Annotated in this window: 15 protein-coding genes; 5 read left to right on the top strand and 10 right to left on the bottom strand. The window is 42.3% G+C overall.

Translation table 11 applies throughout. From position 1 onward, the window contains the following. From araA to B4Q04_RS04970, 5 genes are all read right to left on the bottom strand, one after another. Nucleotides 1-1,503: an L-arabinose isomerase gene (gene araA / locus B4Q04_RS04990; protein WP_088696150.1), complete on the bottom strand. Its 1,503-nt coding sequence runs from the start codon at nt 1,501-1,503 to the stop codon at nt 1-3. A 23-nt stretch (nt 1,504-1,526) separates the two neighbouring features. Next, complete coding sequence (locus tag B4Q04_RS04985; protein ID WP_013993359.1) at nt 1,527-3,092, bottom strand: solute:sodium symporter family transporter; 1,566 nt, start codon at nt 3,090-3,092, stop codon at nt 1,527-1,529. A 24-nt stretch (nt 3,093-3,116) separates the two neighbouring features. Further along, complete coding sequence (locus B4Q04_RS04980) at nt 3,117-3,821, bottom strand: L-ribulose-5-phosphate 4-epimerase (RefSeq protein WP_088696149.1); 705 nt, start codon at nt 3,819-3,821, stop codon at nt 3,117-3,119. Beyond that, entirely contained in the window at nt 3,814-5,508 is a 1,695-nt protein-coding gene (locus B4Q04_RS04975; RefSeq protein ID WP_013993357.1) for a ribulokinase, read from the bottom strand. The genes B4Q04_RS04980 and B4Q04_RS04975 overlap by 8 nt, the downstream gene beginning before the upstream one ends. A gap of 99 nt (nt 5,509-5,607) precedes the next feature. Then, nucleotides 5,608-6,285, bottom strand: coding sequence for an NUDIX hydrolase (locus tag B4Q04_RS04970; RefSeq protein WP_013993356.1), 678 nt, complete (start codon nt 6,283-6,285; stop codon nt 5,608-5,610). 396 nt (nt 6,286-6,681) lie between these two features. On the opposite strand from B4Q04_RS04970, the gene B4Q04_RS04965 reads away from it, so the two are divergent. The 5 genes from B4Q04_RS04965 to B4Q04_RS04940 all read left to right on the top strand — a co-directional run bounded on the left by B4Q04_RS04965 (nt 6,682) and on the right by B4Q04_RS04940 (nt 12,634). Beyond that, complete coding sequence (locus B4Q04_RS04965) at nt 6,682-7,680, top strand: NAD-dependent epimerase/dehydratase family protein (protein WP_088696388.1); 999 nt, start codon at nt 6,682-6,684, stop codon at nt 7,678-7,680. 5 nt (nt 7,681-7,685) lie between these two features. Continuing rightward, nucleotides 7,686-9,020, top strand: coding sequence for an NAD(P)/FAD-dependent oxidoreductase (locus B4Q04_RS04960; protein WP_088696387.1), 1,335 nt, complete (start codon nt 7,686-7,688; stop codon nt 9,018-9,020). 2 nt (nt 9,021-9,022) lie between these two features. Beyond that, on the top strand, nt 9,023-9,991 hold the full coding sequence (locus B4Q04_RS04955; RefSeq protein WP_088696148.1) for a polysaccharide deacetylase family protein: 969 nt from the start codon (nt 9,023-9,025) through the stop codon (nt 9,989-9,991). 276 nt (nt 9,992-10,267) lie between these two features. Next, entirely contained in the window at nt 10,268-11,332 is a 1,065-nt protein-coding gene (locus B4Q04_RS04945) for a glycosyltransferase family 2 protein (RefSeq protein ID WP_088696146.1), read from the top strand. Between the two features lie 12 nt (nt 11,333-11,344). Continuing rightward, on the top strand, nt 11,345-12,634 hold the full coding sequence (locus B4Q04_RS04940) for a hypothetical protein (protein WP_123772333.1): 1,290 nt from the start codon (nt 11,345-11,347) through the stop codon (nt 12,632-12,634). On the opposite strand, the gene B4Q04_RS04935 is transcribed toward B4Q04_RS04940, so the two are convergent. From B4Q04_RS04935 to B4Q04_RS04915, 5 genes are all read right to left on the bottom strand, one after another. Beyond that, nucleotides 12,615-13,706, bottom strand: coding sequence for a glycosyltransferase family 4 protein (locus tag B4Q04_RS04935; protein WP_088696144.1), 1,092 nt, complete (start codon nt 13,704-13,706; stop codon nt 12,615-12,617). The two genes, B4Q04_RS04940 and B4Q04_RS04935, sit on opposite strands and share 20 nt — an antisense overlap. Nucleotides 13,707-13,831: 125 nt before the next feature. After that, nucleotides 13,832-16,690, bottom strand: a complete 2,859-nt coding sequence (locus B4Q04_RS04930; RefSeq protein WP_123772332.1) for a PKD domain-containing protein — start codon at nt 16,688-16,690, stop codon at nt 13,832-13,834. 181 nt (nt 16,691-16,871) lie between these two features. After that, a complete protein-coding gene (locus B4Q04_RS04925) occupies nt 16,872-17,693 on the bottom strand; it encodes a hypothetical protein (protein ID WP_123772331.1) in 822 nt (273 codons plus the stop codon). Then, nucleotides 17,690-19,111 carry an MBOAT family O-acyltransferase gene (locus B4Q04_RS04920; RefSeq protein ID WP_088696141.1) on the bottom strand — a complete coding sequence of 474 codons (1,422 nt, stop codon included), beginning with the start codon at nt 19,109-19,111 and terminating at the stop codon, nt 17,690-17,692. The genes B4Q04_RS04925 and B4Q04_RS04920 overlap by 4 nt, the downstream gene beginning before the upstream one ends. Before the next feature lie 219 nt (nt 19,112-19,330). Further along, a complete protein-coding gene (locus tag B4Q04_RS04915) occupies nt 19,331-20,263 on the bottom strand; it encodes a heparin lyase I family protein (RefSeq protein WP_161496044.1) in 933 nt (310 codons plus the stop codon). Nucleotides 20,264-20,645: the final 382 nt, after the last annotated feature.

Raw genomic sequence — 20,645 nt, 5'->3', positions numbered from 1 at the left:
CTAGATACCTTTTACGCCATAAGCAGCATCGTTCCAACGCAGTTCTTGTTTAAAGCGATAGAGGTCCGTTTTTTCATCAATCAATAAAAACTCGATATCCATGATTTCGGCAAAATCTTCCAGCGATTCAGCGGAAACGTTCTGGCTATAGCAGGTATGGTGTGCCCCTCCGCCGTAAATCCATGCGGCCGCAGCGGTCTGTAAGTCGGGTTTGGCCTCCCATAGTACCCGCGCCACCGGAAGTTTAGGCATATCGTTCTTGATTTCGACAGCTTCAACCGAATTGACCAACATTCGAAAGCGGTTCCCCATATCAACGATAGAAGCGTTCAAGGCCCTACCCGCCCCGGCATTAAAGACCAGGCGAACGGGATCTTCCTTGCCCCCTATTCCCAACGGGTGTATTTCACAGGAAATATCGCCCTTGGCAATCGACGGACATATCTCCAACATATGGGAGCCGAGTACCGTTGTATTTTTAGGATCGAAGTGATAGGTATAGTCTTCCATAAAGCTGTTACCCCCTTCGAGGCCAGCGCCCATAACCTTCATGGTGCGCACCAATGCAGCGGTCTTCCAATCGCCCTCGCCACCGAAACCGTAACCACTGGCCATTAGCCTTTGGGTGGCGATGCCCGGCAACTGTTTCATTCCGTGCAGATCTTCAAAAGTATCGGTAAAGGCCGTATACCCACCTTCCCCTAAAAAGGCGCGCATACCCAATTCTATACGGGCGGCATCCCTTAAAGAACTGTGCATACTTCCATCGGACTGTATTTGGGCCGCCATGGTATAGGTATCCCTGTATTCCTGTATCAAAGTGTCAATTTCCCTTTCGGAAACCCCATCGATATACTTGACCAAATCACCTACACCGTAACCGTTTACTTCATAACCAAATTTCATCTGGGCGGAAACCTTGTTCCCTTCGGTTACCGCTACCTGTCGCATATTGTCGCCGAAACGGGCCACCTTCATCTTTTTAGAATCGGCAACGGCAGAGACTACACGGCACCAATTCGCCACTTTTTGCAGTACGCCCTCATTTTGCCAATGCCCGACCACCACCTTTCGGTTCAAGCGCATCCTAGAGGCCAGGAAGCCAAATTCACGCCCTCCGTGGGCCGATTGGTTCAGGTTCATAAAATCCATATCTATGGCATTCCACGGAATATCGCGGTTATACTGGGTATGGAGGTGCAAAAAAGGTTTCTGAAGGGCCTGTAGTCCCGCAATCCACATTTTAGCAGGCGAAAAGGTATGCATCCACATGATCAATCCGACGCAGGCATCGGTATTGTTCGCCTCCTTGCACAAAGCACTTATTTCCCCTGGGGTCTTTACCACCGGCTTAAAAACGACCTTTAGAGGTATGGCCTTGCCCGCGTCGTAATACTTGGCGATATCACGCGAATGTTCCGCTACTTGAGCCAAGGTTTCCGGTCCGTAAAGATGCTGGCTTCCGGTTACGAACCAAACTTCATTATTGCCTAAATCAATCATCCTTTCTTAAGTCAAATTCCTTCCTAGGAAAAATACACATATAACCCAATAACCATGGCACATATCACAAAGCCCACGGGCTTGGCAAATTTCCATGGGGTAATATCCACCTGTTCCGTATATACTTGCACATACTCGGTCTCCCTCGGCCAGAACTTACCGATAACGAACATCAAGAGCACTACCAAAACGAACAAGATACCCATAACGTGTAAAAAACTAATGTCGGGTTTAACGATATAAAGCGTGACCAAATAGGTAACCACCGCGAAAACGATACCGATGTTCGCAGCGATACCCGGAACCTTTTTGGTCAGGTAGCCCACTAGGATAATGGCCAAGATCGGCACACTGTAGGATCCGTTCAATTCTTGGAGGTAATTGAATATGCCCCCTTCGACACCGAACAACAAGGGTGCGATAATCATAGATATAATGGCAAGGAACATCCCGAAGATCTTACCCGCCTTTACCACCTGTTTCTCCGTAGCATCTTTATTGATATACTCCTTATAGAAGTCAAGTCCGAACAAGGTGACCGAACTATTAAGCGCACTGTTGAACGAACTCAATATGGCCCCGAAAAGGACGGCCGCAAAAAAACCGATAAAGGCCGTTGGCAATACTTTTTTGACTACCATCGGATAGGCCTGATCGGCATTGACCAGTTCGCCATTAAAGATTTGATAGGCGATAATACCCGGCAGTACCACAATAAAAGGCCCCAATATTTTTACAAAGGCAGCAAGGCTTAAGCCTATTTGCCCTTCCCTTAAGTTCTTGGCCCCAAGGGCACGTTGAATAATGGCCTGGTTCGTACCCCAATAATAGAAGTTGACGATAACCATACCTGTAAAGAGGGTCCAGAAAGGCACCGAAGAATCAGGTCCCCCTAAGATATCGAACTTTTCAGGGAAATTGGTCGTCAAGACGTCCATACCGGCAGTCAGGCTTCCATCACCCACGTACAACAATCCGAATATGGGGATGAGCGATCCACCGATGATCAAACCAATGGCATTAATGGAATCAGACACCGCAACCGCTTTCAGTCCCCCAAAAATGGCATAGATACTTCCGATGATGCCGATGCCCCAAACGGTGACCCATAAGGCCCCCTCTTCTCCCAAGCCCATAGCTTCGGGCAAATCGAACATTGTATTGATGGCCAAGGCACCAGAATAGAGTACGGTAGGCAGCATGGAAATGGCATATCCCCCTAAAAAGAGAAGGGACACCAAGGTCTTTGTCGATTTCCCATATCGCTTTTCAAGAAATTGGGGAATCGTGGCAATACCTCCCTTTAAGTATCTGGGCAACAATACCAAGGCCGTAAATACCATAGCTATGGCCGCCAAGACTTCATAGGCCATGATAAGGATACCCTCGCTATAGGCGATACCGTTCATACCTACGATCTGCTCGGTCGATAGATTGGTCAAGAGCAATGAGCCGGCAATAACCGGTCCGGTAAGGCTACGACCTCCCAAAAAATAACCATCGGAAGAGGTTTCGTCGGTTTTTCGGGTAGCCAGGTACGCTATGATGGCCACGAGAAGCGTAAAGCCGATAAATGATGCAATTCCCATATATTCAAATTTGTCAGTTAAAAATCAACAGCCTTGTCCGTAATAGGCATCCTTACCGTGTTTACGCTCAAAATGCTTCTTTTTCAAGGCCTCCTTCAAAGGGGACGCGTTCGGATTTATCTGCAAGGTCAAATGGGCCATTTTGGCCACTTCCTCACATACGGCACTATTATAAACCGCCTTGGCTACGGTCGCACCCCAGGTAAACGGGGCATGGCTCCCTACCAGTATCATACCGATCTCGTTATAGTCGAGACCCCTTTCCTTTAGGCAATCGATAATCTGATAGCCCGTCATATGTTCATAATCACCTGCAATATACTCGTCTTTCATGGGTGGCGCACAAGGAATATCTGAAATTAAATGGTCGGCATGGGTCGTCCCAAAAATAGGAATATCACGCAGGGCCTGTGCCCAAGCGGTCCCATAAGTGGAATGTGTATGAACCACCCCCCCAATTTTATCCCATTCCTTGTAAAGAACGGCGTGGGTCTTGGTATCGGAGGAAGGTCGCATTTTACCCTCCACGATCTTGGCATCAAAATCGCAAATGACCATATCCTCGACCGTTAGTTCGGCGTAGGGTACACCACTAGGCTTTATGGCGAACACGCCCTTATCCCTATCAACGGCACTCGCATTGCCAAAGGTAAAGAGTACCAGCCCCAATTCGGGCAATTGCATATTGGCCGCATAGGCCTCTTCTTTTAACGATGTATACTTACCCATTGTTCTTGATTTGGTTCATGATATGTTTTTCCATGGTATCGCACAGCCGACCGTATCTTTCATACACCTCGGCATAAGCCCCCACATTGGCCCGGTTCGGTTCGTACACGACCTCAAAGGCACTTCCCATGCGCTCCATGGCTTCGGGGACAGTGTCATAGACCTCTGCCGCTACGGCGCCGAAAATCGCGGCTCCCAAGGCACAAGCCTGCTCGGAAGCGACCACTTTGATGGGCATGTTAAGCACGTCGGCCATCATTTGCATAATAAAGGGGGATTTTTTGGCCACCCCGCCCAAGGCGATAACCCCTTTAATGGGGATACCTTCCGACAGGAAGCGGTCCACTATCTTTTTGGCCCCGAAACACGAAGCCTCGACCAATGCCCGAAATATTTTTGGCGAGGTACTGCCTAGGTTAATCCCGGCAATGACCCCTTTTAAGTTCTGATTGGCATCGGGCGTCCTTCTTCCGTTCATCCAATCCAATGCCAATTCACCCGATGCACCTATGGGCTCCTTGCTTGCGGCATTGCTCAACTCAGGAATGAGGTTGCCAAGGGCCTCCTCTATCAATTTTCTTTTGGTAGCCTCGTCGATCAAGCCAGACTTTGAGATCAATTCCTCAATGGGCCATGCCAGTACCCTTTGGTACCACGCATAGATATCACCGAAAGCCGATTGCCCCGCTTCGAGCCCTAGCATTTGGGGGATTACGGAACCATCTACCTGTCCGCATATTCCCTTGACCAGTTTCTCCTCACCTTCTACGGGTGCCACCAAGACATCACAAGTGGAAGTCCCCATGATCTTGGTCAAATAGTAAGGTTCGATCTTGGCCCCTACCGCCCCCATATGGGCATCGAAGGCCCCTACGGAAACCGTAAGGTTTTCGGAAAGCCCTAACCGTTCGGCCCATGCAGCGCTCAAGTTACCGACCGAAACATCGGAAGTGTAGGTTTTATCGAACAGACGTTCCCTAAGTCCATCTAAAAGCGGGTCAAGGGCCACAAAAAACGCATTGGGCGGCAATCCGTTATAGCTTTCATGCCAAAGGGCCTTGTGCCCTGCGGCGCATCTACTGCGTTTCATTTGTCGCACATCGTCGCCCCCGGTCAACAAAAACGGTACCCAGTCACAATGCTCCACCCAAGAATAGGCGGCCTTGTGTACCTCGGCATCGGCTCTAGACACATGTAATATCTTGCTCCAGAACCATTCGGAGGAATAGATGCCGCCTTCATATTGTGAATAATCGACATCCCATTTCGAGCACAGTTCGTTGATTTCCTGGGCTTCTTGAATGCCCGTATGGTCTTTCCACAGTACGAACATGGCGTTGGGATTCTCTTGAAAACCTTCCAAAAGGGCCAAGGGTGTTCCGGTCGCATCGACCGCTACAGGTGTACTTCCCGTAGTATCTACGCCTATACTGACGATCTGAGCGGAGATTTCCGGGCCCACTTGGGCCACCACGGACCTGACCGTAGCCTCTATACCTTCGATATAATCCAAGGGGTGCTGGCGAAAACGGTTTTCAGAAGGATTACAGTATTGGCCCTCCTTCCATCGTTTATAGTAATGTACGGCAGTAGCAAGCTCTTCGCCCGTTTGCGTATTGACCAATAGGGCCCGGACCGAATCCGAACCAAAATCTAAGCCGAGGCTATAGGTGGTTGATGACTTCATTCATATTATCTTTAAAATTTAGGCAGACCAAGTAAAAACCACCCTTGAAAAAGAGACTAATATAGGACTTTTTACAAGTGTTTCAAAAACACTTATTGTCTAAATTGTAAAGTTTTTTGATTTAGCGTATTTTTTTTCGTCAAAACGGTATAAAAATGCCCCTTTTTTTGACTCCGACATATCCTTTTCGTTCAGTTTTACGAGAAAATCCATTGTCGCCAGTTTTTTCCGGAAGTTGCGCTTGTCCATTTCCTCCTGAAAAATACCTTCGTACAACTTTTGCAACTGTGGCAGGGTGAACTTCTCCGGAAGCAGATTAAACACTATGGGAAAGGTTCGCACCCGTCTTTGAAGCCGTCGAATAGCGGACTCTACCATTTCCTTATGATCAAAAATAAGATCGGGGAGCTCGTCTATCGGAAACCATTTGGCCCGATACTCCTCTATCAGTTCTCTGTTGTATTTCTCCTTTAATATCAATGCGCTGTAGGTAGTCGACACTACGCGCTCATAGGGATCACGTTTGGCCTTTCCGAAGGTTCTTACCTGCTCCATATAAACATCCTCAAGACCGGACAAGTCTTTTAAGATTCGATTGGCCGCATCGTCTAAATCTTCATGATTCCCCACAAAACCGCCCATTAGGGACCATCTATCCTTTTCGGGCTCGAATCCCCTGTGCACCAGTAGCACCTCCAATCTATTGTCATTAAAACCGAATATGATACAATCTACGGCCAGCGTTATTTGCTGTATATCTTTATATGTTCTGTCCATTTTCAAATTTAATAGTAGTTAACGGTTCCTTCAAAAATACGTAAAGAAATCGGGTATAAGTGTATCACTAACATTTTTCAAATCTATCCTACATGGACTTTCATCGATTAGCTCCCGTCCTACATACCATGACCAAGAACAGGCAACGGTCTTTTGAACTTATCCTTACTTTTTACCCGATGGTTTCGGTGCATTTCACACTCTTGAAAACAATCAACTTACTGGGCCGGTTTTTCGGAAAAAAGCGTTCGAAATAAAATCTGCCCATAAATTTTCGATATTAGGTCTCTTTTTATCCACCAAACACGGAAAACCCATTTTACAAACCTGTTTTATTGGGGTATCTTGCACACCCTAAACCATATACCTTTTTTCCTTCAAAACAAACCTAACCATATGATTATAGAGAAAAAGAAAATTCTCGTTACCGGTGTTGCCGGTTTTCTAGGCTCTAACTTTTTAATAAAATGTTTGAGCCAAGGACATCAAGTTGTAGGTATCGATAATTTATCGATGGGTACACTCGACAATATTGAAAAAAGCCTTGACCATCAAAATTTCCATTTTATAAAAGGCGATGTACTAGACAAAACCTTAATTGACAATTTAGACGACGACTTTGATGTTATCGTTCACTTGGCCGCTTTTAAAATACCACGATACGGCAATGCGGTCGATACTTTAAAGATCAACACCAAGGGCAGCGAAAACATGCTCGAACTGGCCAGAAAACTCAAATGTAAATTTGTTTTGGCCTCAACTTCAGATGTATACGGCATGAGTCCGGATATCCCGTTCAAGGAAGACGGCAACTGTCTTATAGGTGACTCAAAAGTACCGCGATGGGCCTATGCCGTTTCAAAGCTTTTTGACGAACATTTAGCCTTGGCCTATATGGAAGATTATGACTTTCCAGTCGTGATCTTGCGATTTTTCGGTTCTTACGGTCCCAACCAAAACCTATCTTGGTGGGGCGGTCCACAATCAGTCTTCATTGACTGTATATTGAAGAACAAGGAAATCCCTATTCATGGGGACGGAATGCAGACCAGAACCTTTACCTTCGTTGACGACACCGTAGCGGGAATTTATGCCGCTACCATGAAGCCGGAAGCCAACGGTGAAATCTTCAACATTGGGGCCGATCAGGAAATCACCATTATTGAACTGGCCAATATGCTAAAGCGCATATCGAATGAACCAAGAACACCTGAAATTAAATTGATTCCGTATAACGAAATATCGGCAGGTCGTAAATACCAAGATGTTATGCGTCGCGTGCCCGACACTACAAAAGCCGAAAAAATATTGGGCATCAAGGCGCAGACTTCTTTAGAGGAGGGCCTACGCATCACATTTGATTGGCAAAAAAACGTTTCTTTACAAAAAGTATAATTTTTATGAAAATAGCTATAGTAGGGGGAGGTTTTATGGGTCTTGTTTTAGCCCATAAGATTTCAACCACCACTAATGCCACTGTTAAAGTAATAGAACGCGACTCTTTACCTGGCGGTCTCTCTACATATCACAACTATGGGGATTTCACTTGGGATAAGTTTTACCACGCCATTACACCTACAGACACCGATCTAATCGACTTTCTTACCGAAATCGGGTTAGAGGAACAAATACAATGGCGACGATCGCTTACGGGGTTTTACGAGAACAAAAAATTCCACTCCGTAAGTAGTTCGCTTGAATTTTTGTTATTTCCGCTTCTTGGCCCAATTGATAAAATGAGGCTAGGATACACCATACTAAAAGGTTCCAGAACCGACGATTGGAAGTCACTTGAAAAGATTCATGTAACTGATTGGCTTATTAAACTTGGCGGCAAAAAGACCTATGACAAATTCTGGGGCCCCATGTTGCACGCCAAATTAGGAGAGAATCACAAAAAGGTTTCGGCTGTCTTTATCTGGACTTACATCAAGAGATTGTTCAAGGCTCGTAGTTCTGCTTCCAAAAAAGAGCATATGGCTTACGTTAACGGTGGATACAAGACCATTTTTGACCGTCTCGAAGAAAATCTAAAACAGAAAGGTTCAGATTTGCTTTTAGACAGCAAAGTGGAAAATATATCCCCTGATCCTAGTGGAGGAATGAACATAAGCTACAACGGCGCTACCGAACATTTTGACAAAGTAGTATTTACCTCCCCGTTAAACGTAATGGAAAAGGTAACCGCTCCTGAACTCTATAACATCTCGAAAAGTAACAAACCTATAGATTACCTCGGCGTGGTCTGTCTTATCTTGGTCACAAAAAAACCGATTACCCCGTTCTACGTGCTAAATATAGGAGACAATGACACCCCTTTTACAGGCGTAATCGGCATGAGTTCCCTTGTAGATTTAGAGGAAACCGCCAACCAACACATTACGTATTTTCCAAAATATGTTGGTCAAGACAATGAGCTTTGGTCAAAATCGGATGAAGAAATTACCGCAGACTTTCTAAAGGGCGTTAAATACCTTTACCCAGAATTTGACGAGGCCGATATGATTTCATCTCACGTACACCGGGCATTTAAGGTGCAACCCATGCAGGTACTAAATTACTCTGAAATCGTTCCAAAAGTAAACACACCCCATCCCGATTTTTATGTTCTTAACACTTCGCAATTTGTGAGCGAGTCGGTAAACAACAATTCGGTAGTTACACACGTAGAAAAATTCATGAAGAGTTTCAAAACCGATATAGAGTCATATCCTGAAAAAAGCATAGCCCAATAACTATGAGTAAACCCTATTTGAGTCTTTCCCTTGACATGGACAACCAATGGTCTTACATGAAGATTCATGGTGAAGAGGGCTGGGAAAGCTACCCTTCTTACCTAGATATTTTTGTGCCCCATGTTCTGAAAGTTTTGGATGAGCTAAACTTGAAAATCACTTTTTTCATCGTTGGTCAAGATGCGACTTTTGAGAGAAATCACAAATACCTACGGGATATTGCAGAGGCTGGTCATGACATAGGAAACCATTCTTTTGTACACGAAACATGGCTTCACCTCTACTCTAGAGAAGAAATGACCGCCGAAATAGACAAGGCCCACAATATCATCGAAAAGGTTACCGGAAAAGCCCCCACAGGCTTCAGGGGGCCAGGGTTTAGTTGGAGCCCCACCCTGCTCGAAGTACTCGCCGACAAAGGGTACGTTTATGACGCCTCTACCCTGCCGACGGTCATCGGGCCCTTGGCCAGACTGTACTATTTTAGCACCAGTAATCTTTCAAAAGAAGAAAAGGAAGATCGAAAGGAAATCTTCGGAAAATTCTCAGATGGATTCAAAAAGTTAAAACCCTACCTCTGGAAAACTAAAAAAAATCAGCAGCTATTAGAATTACCGGTGACGACAATGCCTGTATTTAGAATACCTTTTCACCTTAGTTATCTTCTTTACATTAGCAACATCTCTAGCAATTTGATGATGCTGTACCTAAACATAGCCATTTTCTTATGTAAGATTACCAAGACCCAACCTAGCTTTTTGTTACATCCTCTCGATTTGATCGGAGGGGACCAGATTAGCAGTTTGGCCTTTTTTCCAGGAATGAACATTTCCAGTGACAGAAAAGTGCTCATTTTCAAAAAAGTGATGAAAAAACTAGGGACGCATTTTACTTTGACCGACATGAACGGCCATGTAGAGAGTATACTTGCCAAGGGTAATCTAAAAAATGTGACCGTACCCAAAAACTGATTCTAGAAAACAAAAACACCACATAAAGCGACTATTTTTATTACGTTAATACCATACTCAGGCAGATTGGTCGATACTAGTGCCCGCTTTAACGCCCTTCATGCCGAGATAGTCTTTAATTTTAATAATTTTGAAGTAGTTGACACCAGTTTTGTGTTTCGAAAAACCTATTTATCAGGGTACAATTTGTCGTTTAGCCGTTTAAACCGTACGGCCAACACAAGATTACCTACAGCACCGTGCAACCGAAACGCTTATCAAAACCAAACGACCTAAATGACACAGACAATCAGCAAGAACGGTAAAGAAAAACCCCTTGTTTCTATTATCTTGCCCGCATTTAATGAAGAAGCCATATTAGAAAAAAACGTATCCCTTCTATACGATTATTTGCAAACACTTGATAATTCATACCTGTGGGAAGTTCTAATCATCAATGATGGAAGCACGGATAAAACCAAGACCATAGCCGATTCATTGGCCGAATCGATAAGCAATTTAAGGGCCTATCACCACATTGTGAATAGAAACCTAGGCACGGCTTTAAGAACAGGGTTTCAACACAGTAAAGGCGATTATGTTATAGTGTTGGATATCGACCTCAGCTATTCTCCTGACCATATTGGAAAGCTCTTGTCTGAGATAGAGACTACCCAAGCGGATATGGTAATCGCATCGCCCTATATGAAAGGCGGTAAAAACACCGATGTACCCTTATTAAGACTTTTGCTCAGCAAAACGGTAAACTTTATGATGCGCAAAGCATCGCGACTGAATATCTACACCTTTACCGGTATGGTAAGAGCATATCAGGGGAATTTTATACGGTCTTTGAATACCAAATCGAGCACCTTTGACATCAACTCCGAAATCATCCTTAAGGCCTATATCTTACGCGCACGTGTGGTTGAAATACCCGCCCACCTTGATTGGTCTGAGCAAAAAAAAATGGGCAAGGTACGCACATCGAGTCTGCGTATTGTCATGGGCATATTCAATGGATTGGCCAATAGCTTTATGTTCAGGCCGTACATGTTTTTTTGGGTTTTAGGCTTGACGATTTTTATATTATCGCTATATATTATCATCTGGATCTTTATCAATACCTATAATGTATACCCTATGACGGCCGAAATGACACAAGGTTTTGAAAACCGTTTTTCTTTGGCCGTATCGGAAGTCTTTAGACAACGGCCTTACTCATTCATCGTTGGAGGCACTACCATGATTATTTCCATACAATTATTAGGGCTTGGCTTTATATCGTTACAAAAGAAAAGGTATTTTGATGAACTTTTTCATTTAAATTCGGCCATTCTAAGAAAAACAAAAGGAAACTAGAGTTTTGTTCATATGCACAAACCATTGATACCCCAGAATATAATTCGACTATTACCCCTGTTAGTAGTTTATATAGCTGTTGTTCTCATATTCTCGTCAAACGATTTTTTCGGTGACGAAAGCAGACATTACCATTATGCATTGAATATAAGCCAAGGGTTTTATGAGAACGCAGACAACCCTAGCTTTAGAAACGGACCAGGCTACCCCATGATACTTGCCCCCTTCGTGGCGTTGGATATGGGCTTTATGACCGCCAAACTTGCAAATGCGGTATTGCTTTTTTTGGCCCTCGTTTATTTCAAAAAAACCATTGATCTTTTTACAAAAAGCCGTTTTAGTCTTGTCTTTGTATATATGTTGGGGCTTTATCCCCCCATTATAAGATATGTTCCCTTACTCTATTCGGAACCCTTAGCTTATTTTACTTTTTGCGGCCTGGCCTATCACTATTGTAAAGTATGCCTTACAAAGCAATATGACTGGAAACAGATAGCCATAGCTTCTGTCTACCTTGGTTTTTTGGTCTTAACCAAAATCATATACCTACAAGTTATTTTAGCAAGCTTTTTTATTTTGGGGATCCTTTCCGTATGGAAGCGAAACCATGAAATCAAAAAATCAATCCTGGTCCTTTGTGGCGGCTTTTTGTTCATAACCCCTTACTTGTTTTATGCTTATGCCCTAACAGGAAAGATGCTGTATGTGGGCACTGGCGGAGGTGAAATTCTATATCATCGATCTACCCCATTTGAAAACGAATTGGGAAACTGGTTCTCCGAAGAAGATGTGCTCAACGGACAAGACCCCAACTACAAACCTTCGTCCAAGGTTTATCGCGATTTAAGTGAGCTATCAAAGAACCACAGGGACTTTTACCTGTCGATAGAACCAATGAGCCATATCGAACGAGATAGCGCCTTTAAAGCCGCCGCAATTGAAAACATGAAAGCCCACCCTCTCAAATATTTAAAAAACACAGTGGCCAATGTGGGGCGCTTTACCTTGCACTACCCCTTCTCATATAGGTCGCAAAACCTCAATACATATGGTTTTATGCTTCCGAATATCTTTTTAATATTTCTTTGGATGCTAAGCTTATACCCATTTTTTGCTGCCCGAAAAAACTTTCCGTTTGCTATTCAAGCGCTAATGGTTTTTAGTCTTATCTATGCAGGAGGCATCATACTTTTAGACGGTAGGGCAAGAAACTTTGTAATCATGGCCCCCATGCTCATCTTATTTTTCAGCTATGTCTATACCCGGGTTTTAAAAATCGAGATTAATCCTGGAACGAACTAGGAACGAGCCGATTAAAAATATCTTGCCATTTCTGACCAATTTTATCTATCGAGAATTTCTCTACATCTTTTATAGCATTTTGGCCCAATTCTTTTCTCAAAGCCCTATTCTCGATTAGAATGTTCGTTTTCCGAACCATATCATCTACATCTTGATTATTGACCAATATCCCCGATCTTCCGTCTTGAATTATCTCCGAAGGACCGGAAATACAATCGTATGCAATACAGGCAATCCCTTGGGAAGCGGCTTCCATCAAAACCATGGGTAACCCTTCATATCTCGAGCACAACATAAAGATTTCGGATGTCTGCAAAATCTCTTTTATATCAGATCTGTACCCTGCAAATTCAATCGCTTCCGCAACCCCTAATTCTTCTGCTTTAGCCCGAAGAATAGGCAAGCCTTTTGCTCCGTCCCCAACAATTTTAAATTGCCAATCCCCATGTTCCTTTACAACACCGGCCACTATATGCATCAAATTGTCAAAACCCTTATGGTGAAATCGGTCAAGATTACCAGCTACAACTATGGTCTTATCGCCCCTGTCCTCTAATCCTAAATTCGGCTCGAACGATAAAGGGTTGGGCATGACAATCACATTTTTGTTTCTCTTTTCGAAAAACGCTTTATCAAAAGAGGTAAGAATCGTAACGGTATCAGAAAACCTATATAAGAAATCCCAGAGAATCCTTTTTTTCAAAGAGACTTTAGTAGCTTGGTAATTATTGTGTTCCGAAACCACTAATTTGATTCCATATAACCGAGAAATGGGTATAGTGACCAAACCCATAGTGTGAATATGCGAGCTAATAATATCAGGTCTATTAGACTTTTTTCTGTAGAAATTGCTTAAATGCCATACTGCACGAACCAAATTAGAGTCAAAAATCATAAGAGCATCGTGCAATCTTACCCGTTCCACAGAGGGATTCAATTGATATCTATCCCCTTCCCTGAAGGTAATTATTCGAATTTTATGCCCTTTTTCAGAAAAATAATTTGCCAATGTAGCTACAACCCTTTGTGCCCCATCACTCCCTAAGTTGCTAATTACAAAATCTATCCGCATGTCATTTTTTCAAACTAAAGTTTAAACATAATTCCTTTGCCAACGTGAAAATAACACACTACAAATCAATCGCTACAGTTTTTTATAGAAATTTACCACACAATATAAACGGGCAGCATACGACCCTAATTTGGCGCTACCCGAGAATAAGAATCGGCACCGTAATTTAGATCCCCAGGTTTTCTTGTTATTATCCTCAAATCGCTCATGTAGGTTTCCAAATAGCCTATACCTTGGTTCTTCGAAGCCTCTACATTTTCACTATTGGCCCAAGGCCATTTGTAAATTCCCCATTTAGCATTTCCTCCCCATGGATAACCGGACAACATGGTCGACACCTGCCTATCATACACTTTCTTGCCATCTATCCAAACTTGTAAGAGGCCATTGGACGAATTCCCCCAAATGGCATGAACGACCACATCTATAGTTTGCCCAGCTCTTGGGACAATTCCCGTTGGATTGAACTTTTCGCCACCTGCCGCGTTGGTAACATAGATTTCACCTGCTTCATGACCTATAAATTGCCCTCCATGAATAATTTCCAATCCAATCTGAGGAGCTTTTCCAACAATACCGTTATGAACTTGAAAGAATTTCCATTGCGAGTTCTCATCTATGATATAATTGTCTCCGAAAGTATAGCTCCAACCAAACCATTCTTCAGTACCACTTTCGTGGCGCACGTCCCAAGGCCCCGTTCGAATTTCGGCCCGCAAATTAAAATCTCTTGAACACCAATCTTCCGTATCGGGTACCGTCGGATCGACTTTAAATTTTATCCTATTGCCGCTTTTGGTTACTTGTCGTTCGTAGCACTCAGAATCAATATGCAATTCCCCATTGCTAAAGGCCGCCCCCTTACTTCCTGAATAGCTTGGGATATCAATATTTGACCAGCACCAAATTTTTTCACCCGAATCGTTGGCAAAACCACCTCTCACACTACAATCTATATTACCAATCGGCATCTGTGCTACCGCAATTGTAAGATTATCGGTATTGACAAGCCCCTCTTCATCACGTACCGTAAGCTTTACCATATACGTCCCCGGATTGTTAAAGGTATGGGAAGGGTTGGTGCTTGATGAGGTACCGTCACTGAAGTCCCAAGAATAACCCACGACCCCCTTGTCATCGCTCGAATTTCCTCCGGTAAAATCAACTTTTAGTGGGGCTTCACCTGAGAGGACACTTGCCGAAGCTACCGCAGTCGGAGCCTCATTTTCCGGGGCACTTACCGTAATACTTATATGCTCCACGTCCTTTAGTCCGCCTTTATCGACCACCTCCAATTTAACTGAATATGTTCCCGGAGTATCAAAGGTATGCTTAGGGTTCGCTTCAGTGGAAATCGCCCCATCACCAAAGTCCCACTTATAACCGGTAATTTCATTATCATCCGTTGAATTGCTGCCCGTAAAATGAATTTCGACCGGAGCTTCACCCGATTGGGAACTGGCAGAGGGTTTTGATACCGGGGGATCGTTCTTAGGCTCTTCTACTGTTATCGTAACAGTCTCTTTGTCGGTAAGCCCTTCTTCGTCGCTTACCGCAAGTTCGACTACAAAAGTTCCGGCCTTGGCAAAAGTATGGACTGGATTTGCGGTACTTGCCGCTTTTCCATCCTTAAAGTTCCAAGCGTACGTTTTGATTCCTTGGTCATCACTTGACCCACTTCCTGTAAAGCGAACCTCTAAAGGAGCTTCTCCCGACTTTGTATTAGCACTGATTTTTGCGGTAGGCGCTTCATTTTTAGCAGCTAGAACCTTAATAGTAAGTTTACCCGAAGAGGATAATCCTTCTTCATCCTTTACTTTCAATACAACGTCATAAGTGCCGGCCTCTGTAAAAGTGTGCTCGGGGTTTTTAGAGCTAGCCGTTTCCCCGTCCTTAAAGTCCCATAGGTACGAAACTACGGCTTTATCATCCGATGAATCGCCCCCATTAAAACTGACCTTCAACGGCAAGCTCCCTTCCTTGGGAGTGGCACCGACAACGGCGACAGGAGCTTCGTTCGCCGGACTTGTAGGAGGTTCGGGAACCTCGGGATTTTCCTCCACCGGTTCTTCTTCTGCGGGAGTTTCTTCCTCAACGGGATCATCAATCGGTTCTTCCTCTTCTACAGGAGTCTCTTCCTCAATGGGAGTTTCAATAGGCTCCTCCCCTACAGGAGCCTCTTCCTCAACGGGATCATCAACAGGCTCTTCCTCTCCTTCTTGTTCGGTATCGTTACCCTCTGGATCCTGATCTTGACCTTCAGCGGTATCTTTCCCTGGTTCGTCATTTGAATCCCATTCGTTTTCTTCATTGGCGCCTAGGTTTTCCAATTCCAAAATTTTAGTTCCGACGGGTACCTCGTAAGACACGATCAACTTACTCCCTCCTATAGCGCTTTCCTTTGAGGCAAAGGCCAAATCGTCCCCATCTTTATGATCTAACACAAGGCTTGTATACCCTGCAGACAGATAGCTTTCATTTAAATCGATACGCACCTCTGAATTAACTCTAAATTCTTGCTCGACCACACCTAAAATATGTTCTATCTCAGGAGCAGATTCTTTGGTAAGATCAGTCTCGGTCCAATCATTTGAGCTTCCCTTATAAACATCTATTTCCCCATTCCCATCATCGGAATTTACCACAAAAACCAAATTTGCTGCAGTAATTTTGCCCTTAATAGAATCTATCGGACTTAAATCAAACATAAGATAACTTGTTCTCCGATTTTCCTCAAGCCTCATCAATGGTTCATTATAACCAATTCCGTTTTGAAGATAAGCATCATTGATAGGGTGAAAAACCACCATTCGAATCTCAGTCTCTTCCTCTGTTAATTGATCCTCTTGCTGACCTTCTCCCAGGTTTTCTTCAATTTCAGACTCCTCACTATCTATTACACTGTCGTCATCAATAGGAATTATGGGCTTGCTAAAAACAGCATCTTTTAAGTGGTCTACGTCTTTACTACAAGCAAGATTCAATAAAAAAGTTACGCCTAAAAAAAAGAAAACAAAGACGAACGTTCGTTTGGGGATAGTGTTCATAAGTAGTTCTGGGGTAGTTGTATTTTAATCCATAAGTTCGCCGCTATATACGATAAAAACACATGGTTTGGTCGACAAAAGGTTCAAAATAACCGATTAAAAGGCAAAACCAACAACTTCATTCACTAGTGTTCAGAACTTCCTTTAATTGTTCAGGCCAATTTTTAGAATACAGTTCCGGGTCTTTATGATGTAAGCCGTCCTTACTATACTCATTAGGGTAATATGTAATAGAACTAAAATACTCGCTTAACAACTCACCCCCCCTATTTACCTCTATTTTTTCAACATAATCTTTATTTGAAACAGGAAGCGGTGGAGAAACTATCTTAAAGTCAATGTTATTTCTTCTACAAACCGAATCTATTTTAGCTAAGTACTTAAGGTTGACCTTCGATATGTAATAGGGGGCCGCTAAAGTATCATTCAAAATATCGAATGCGTTTTGTAATTCAAAACTGGAAAACTTATACTTTAACAGGTCCCGATCAGGAAACATATGCTCAATATACTTTTTTTCTTCTCTATCTAAGTTTTTGAGAAGTGGACGAAAAGGCTTAACAAAGTAATTATATGTATATGGTTGATTTAGTGAAGAAATTAAAGTACGAGGATTGATAACCAATACCAGATTTTGAAATTTAGACTTATCTTTTAGTAAATTCAGTAGAAGCAGATAGTTCCCTGGTATCTCATAACTCTGATTTTCACACAAACAATATACATCATCTCCTTTCAGATTGCCAAAAAATTGGCGACAAACAGAATCACCCAAAAGGATAGTAAAACTATCGACATTATTTTTTTCGGTTTCTTCAACAAGATCATATACCTCTTTCGATTCATTTAAATACAAAGCATATTTTGTATTAAAAAAAACGATTACCAGCCCCATTGGTATGAGAAAAAAAATGAAAATATGTTTAAAAAATCTTTTCAAAACTGAAAATATATAAATGATTTTTCCCCTCCAAACTTGGCCGTTATAAAAACTAATAAAACAATAGTCAAAACGAACCAAAATGATTTGCTCACATGTTCTAAACGTTCATCTCTTCGAAAAACCCATTCTAACAGGATCAAGGGTAGTATGTATTGGACAAAATAATATTTATAGGATACGTGAAACGAAAAATTCGTAAAAATCCTTCCAATATAATCAAACGCTTGTAAAGCGTTTTCACTTCTAAAAAAAACCCAGGCAATAACCACGAAAAAAAAGTTTATACCCATCTGCCAAATTTCCCTCAAAGATGGCAAAATCCTGTTCTCTGCCACTACCTCACTTAGGTACTTCCTATTAGTTTTCAGAACAAACGAGGGTATATATAATATAGCGTGAATCAATCCCCATATCACAAACGTCCAATTTGCTCCATGCCAAAAGCCACTGACCAAAAATATCACAAAAACATTCCTAAGAGACTGCCACTTCCCTGCCCTAGAGCCCCCTAATGGAATATATAGATAATCTCTAAACCAAGTAGACAAGGAAATATGCCATCTTCTCCAAAACTCCCCGATATTACGAGAGAAGTAAGGGAATTTAAAATTTGACATGAGTTCAAATCCGAAAAGTTTAGATGTCCCAATGGCCATATCGGAATAACCGCTAAAATCACAATATATTTGAAAAGCAAAGTATACCGCTCCAAGAAAAAGTGTGCCTCCATCAAAAGAGGAGTACCCCGTAAAAATGTTATCGACTATCGGAGCAAGAGAATCGGCAATAACAACCTTTTTGAACATCCCCCAGAGTATTAAACGAAGGCCTTGTTCCGCAATACGATAATCAAAAACCCTTTTCTTTAGAATTTGAGGAAGCAAATTAGTGGCCCTTTCTATAGGACCAGCAACCAATTGAGGGAAAAAAGAAACAAAAGACGCAAAGGAAACAAAGTCTTTGGTGGGCTTTAGGTTACCCCTATACACATCAATAGTGTAAGACATTGTTTGAAAAGTATAAAAAGATATCCCTACAGGCAAAATAATATTCAGCGTCCATTTATTCTCTAGTTGATATCCGAAACCTCGAATGAGTTCGACCCAAGAATCAACAAAAAAGTTATAATATTTAAACACTCCCAAAACCCCTAAATTGAATAAGACACTCATCCAAAGGAATATTTTTTTCATTTTAGGAACTGTCTGCTTTTCAACTTCCAACCCTACGTAATAATCTATAACTGTAGATAGAAATATGAGAAATAGAAAACGATAATCCCACCAGCCATAGAACACATATGAACTGACAAGAACCAACAAGTTCTGATACCTTAGTTTATTACTGAAAACGAACCAATAAAGTAAAAATACTATTGGTAAAAAAATGAGAAATTCTATCGAATTAAATAACACTTCTTAATTGTTAGGACTTCGCCAAACTCCATTTCAAAACAAATTATATTCTGTTTTAAAACTACAAATGGGAGAACATATTTCAAGCGTCAAAACTAAGGCTAATTTCTAAGCTTTTTTATGTGGATACCTATATTTTAATAATAAAACCTTTTTTATCGACTCGTCATATTTCCAAAATATTCGGGCCAATTCAAGGTATTTCAAAAAACTTTTCATTCAACGATAGTTCGGGTCTACCAAAGAATATGCATCCTCCAAATAATCTGAATCGCCCGGTTTCCTAGTTACAATTCGCAATGCCCCCATGTAAGTATCCAAACGATCGATTCCTTGTTGTATAGATTTATCGACCCCTTCCGAGTTTGCCCAGGGCCACTTATAAATACCCCATTTTGCATTGCCGCCCCAAGGATGCGAATTTACAATTGTAGATACTTGCTTATTAAAGACAGGCTCGTCGTTAATCCAGACCTGGAGCAGCCCAATTTTCGCGTCGCCATAAACCACATGAACCACTATATTTATAGTTTCTCCTGCTTTTGGCAAAACACCGGTAGGATTGTAATTCGCCGATTCGTCAGCAACAGTAACATAAATTTCCCCCGCTTGATGCCCTTTAAATTGGGTAGCATTAACAATCTCAAGGCCTATTTGCGGAGATTGCCCTACAACACCATTATGTACTTGAAAAAATTTCCATTGGTTATTCTGGTCAATGATATAGTTATCGCCAAATGTGTAACTCCAACCGAACCACTCTTCCGTACCAAGTTCATGGCGAACATCCCACGGAGCAGTACGAATCTCGGCTCTCATATTATAATCTCTTGAACACCAATTGTTTACAGCAGGGTATATTGGATTAACAGAGAACTTTATCCGGTCATTTTCAATTGCAACCTGTTTTTCATAACATTCCGAATCCACATGAAGATACCCATTACTAAGAGCGACCCCTTTTTTACCCGTATAACTAGGTATGTTTACATCTTGCCAACACCACGATTTTAGTCCTTTATCATCTGCAAACCCACCTTGGGTAAAACAGGGTGTGTTTTTTGGAACAGATATGGTTTGTGTATCTGGAGTTGCCTGCTCTTTATTTTGCAGCAAAGAACCATCTTTAGAACAGGATACAAACTGTACCATACACAGGATCAACAGCCCCAATTTCCCGAAACGTACCACCATAGAAATATGCCGACAAAGTGCGAAAGACTTTATCTAAATTGATATTCGACCGCTACAACTAAATAGCTATCGAACTAGGTTAAGTTTATGTGTGAAAATCAACCAGAAAACCATTTAATCTTCTTGGCCAACCCTTAATTTGGTACTATTTAAACGAAGTCGTGTGTGGTTTATTATCTTTTTTCCTACATATAAAATTAAAGGAGGTGTAGATTACATGGCAACTAGATTAGCAACTATAAAACCGAAACAACCAACGGTCGGAACGATTTCAAAGAAGTCTAATTCTATATTAAAAAAAAACGAAATACCCCTCTAAACCAAAATTCGACCAAAAGAA

It is taken from the genome of Zobellia sp. OII3 (assembly GCF_002211465.1).
In the GTDB taxonomy this organism is placed as follows: Bacteria; Bacteroidota; Bacteroidia; order Flavobacteriales; family Flavobacteriaceae; genus Zobellia; species Zobellia galactanivorans.
This window is presented reverse-complemented; position numbering and strand designations above follow the sequence as displayed.

Coding starts and splice junctions, on each gene's coding strand:
- araA (WP_088696150.1), bottom strand. CDS start 1,503: ATGATTGATTTAGGCAATAATGAAGTTTGGTTCGTAACCGGAAGCCAG.
- B4Q04_RS04980 (WP_088696149.1), bottom strand. CDS start 3,821: ATGGGTAAGTATACATCGTTAAAAGAAGAGGCCTATGCGGCCAATATG.
- B4Q04_RS04915 (WP_161496044.1), bottom strand. CDS start 20,263: ATGGTACAGTTTGTATCCTGTTCTAAAGATGGTTCTTTGCTGCAAAAT.
- B4Q04_RS04985 (WP_013993359.1), bottom strand. CDS start 3,092: ATGGGAATTGCATCATTTATCGGCTTTACGCTTCTCGTGGCCATCATA.
- B4Q04_RS04955 (WP_088696148.1), top strand. CDS start 9,023: ATGAGTAAACCCTATTTGAGTCTTTCCCTTGACATGGACAACCAATGG.
- B4Q04_RS04935 (WP_088696144.1), bottom strand. CDS start 13,706: ATGCGGATAGATTTTGTAATTAGCAACTTAGGGAGTGATGGGGCACAA.
- B4Q04_RS04960 (WP_088696387.1), top strand. CDS start 7,686: ATGAAAATAGCTATAGTAGGGGGAGGTTTTATGGGTCTTGTTTTAGCC.
- B4Q04_RS04965 (WP_088696388.1), top strand. CDS start 6,682: ATGATTATAGAGAAAAAGAAAATTCTCGTTACCGGTGTTGCCGGTTTT.
- B4Q04_RS04945 (WP_088696146.1), top strand. CDS start 10,268: ATGACACAGACAATCAGCAAGAACGGTAAAGAAAAACCCCTTGTTTCT.
- B4Q04_RS04940 (WP_123772333.1), top strand. CDS start 11,345: ATGCACAAACCATTGATACCCCAGAATATAATTCGACTATTACCCCTG.
- B4Q04_RS04975 (WP_013993357.1), bottom strand. CDS start 5,508: ATGAAGTCATCAACCACCTATAGCCTCGGCTTAGATTTTGGTTCGGAT.
- B4Q04_RS04970 (WP_013993356.1), bottom strand. CDS start 6,285: ATGGACAGAACATATAAAGATATACAGCAAATAACGCTGGCCGTAGAT.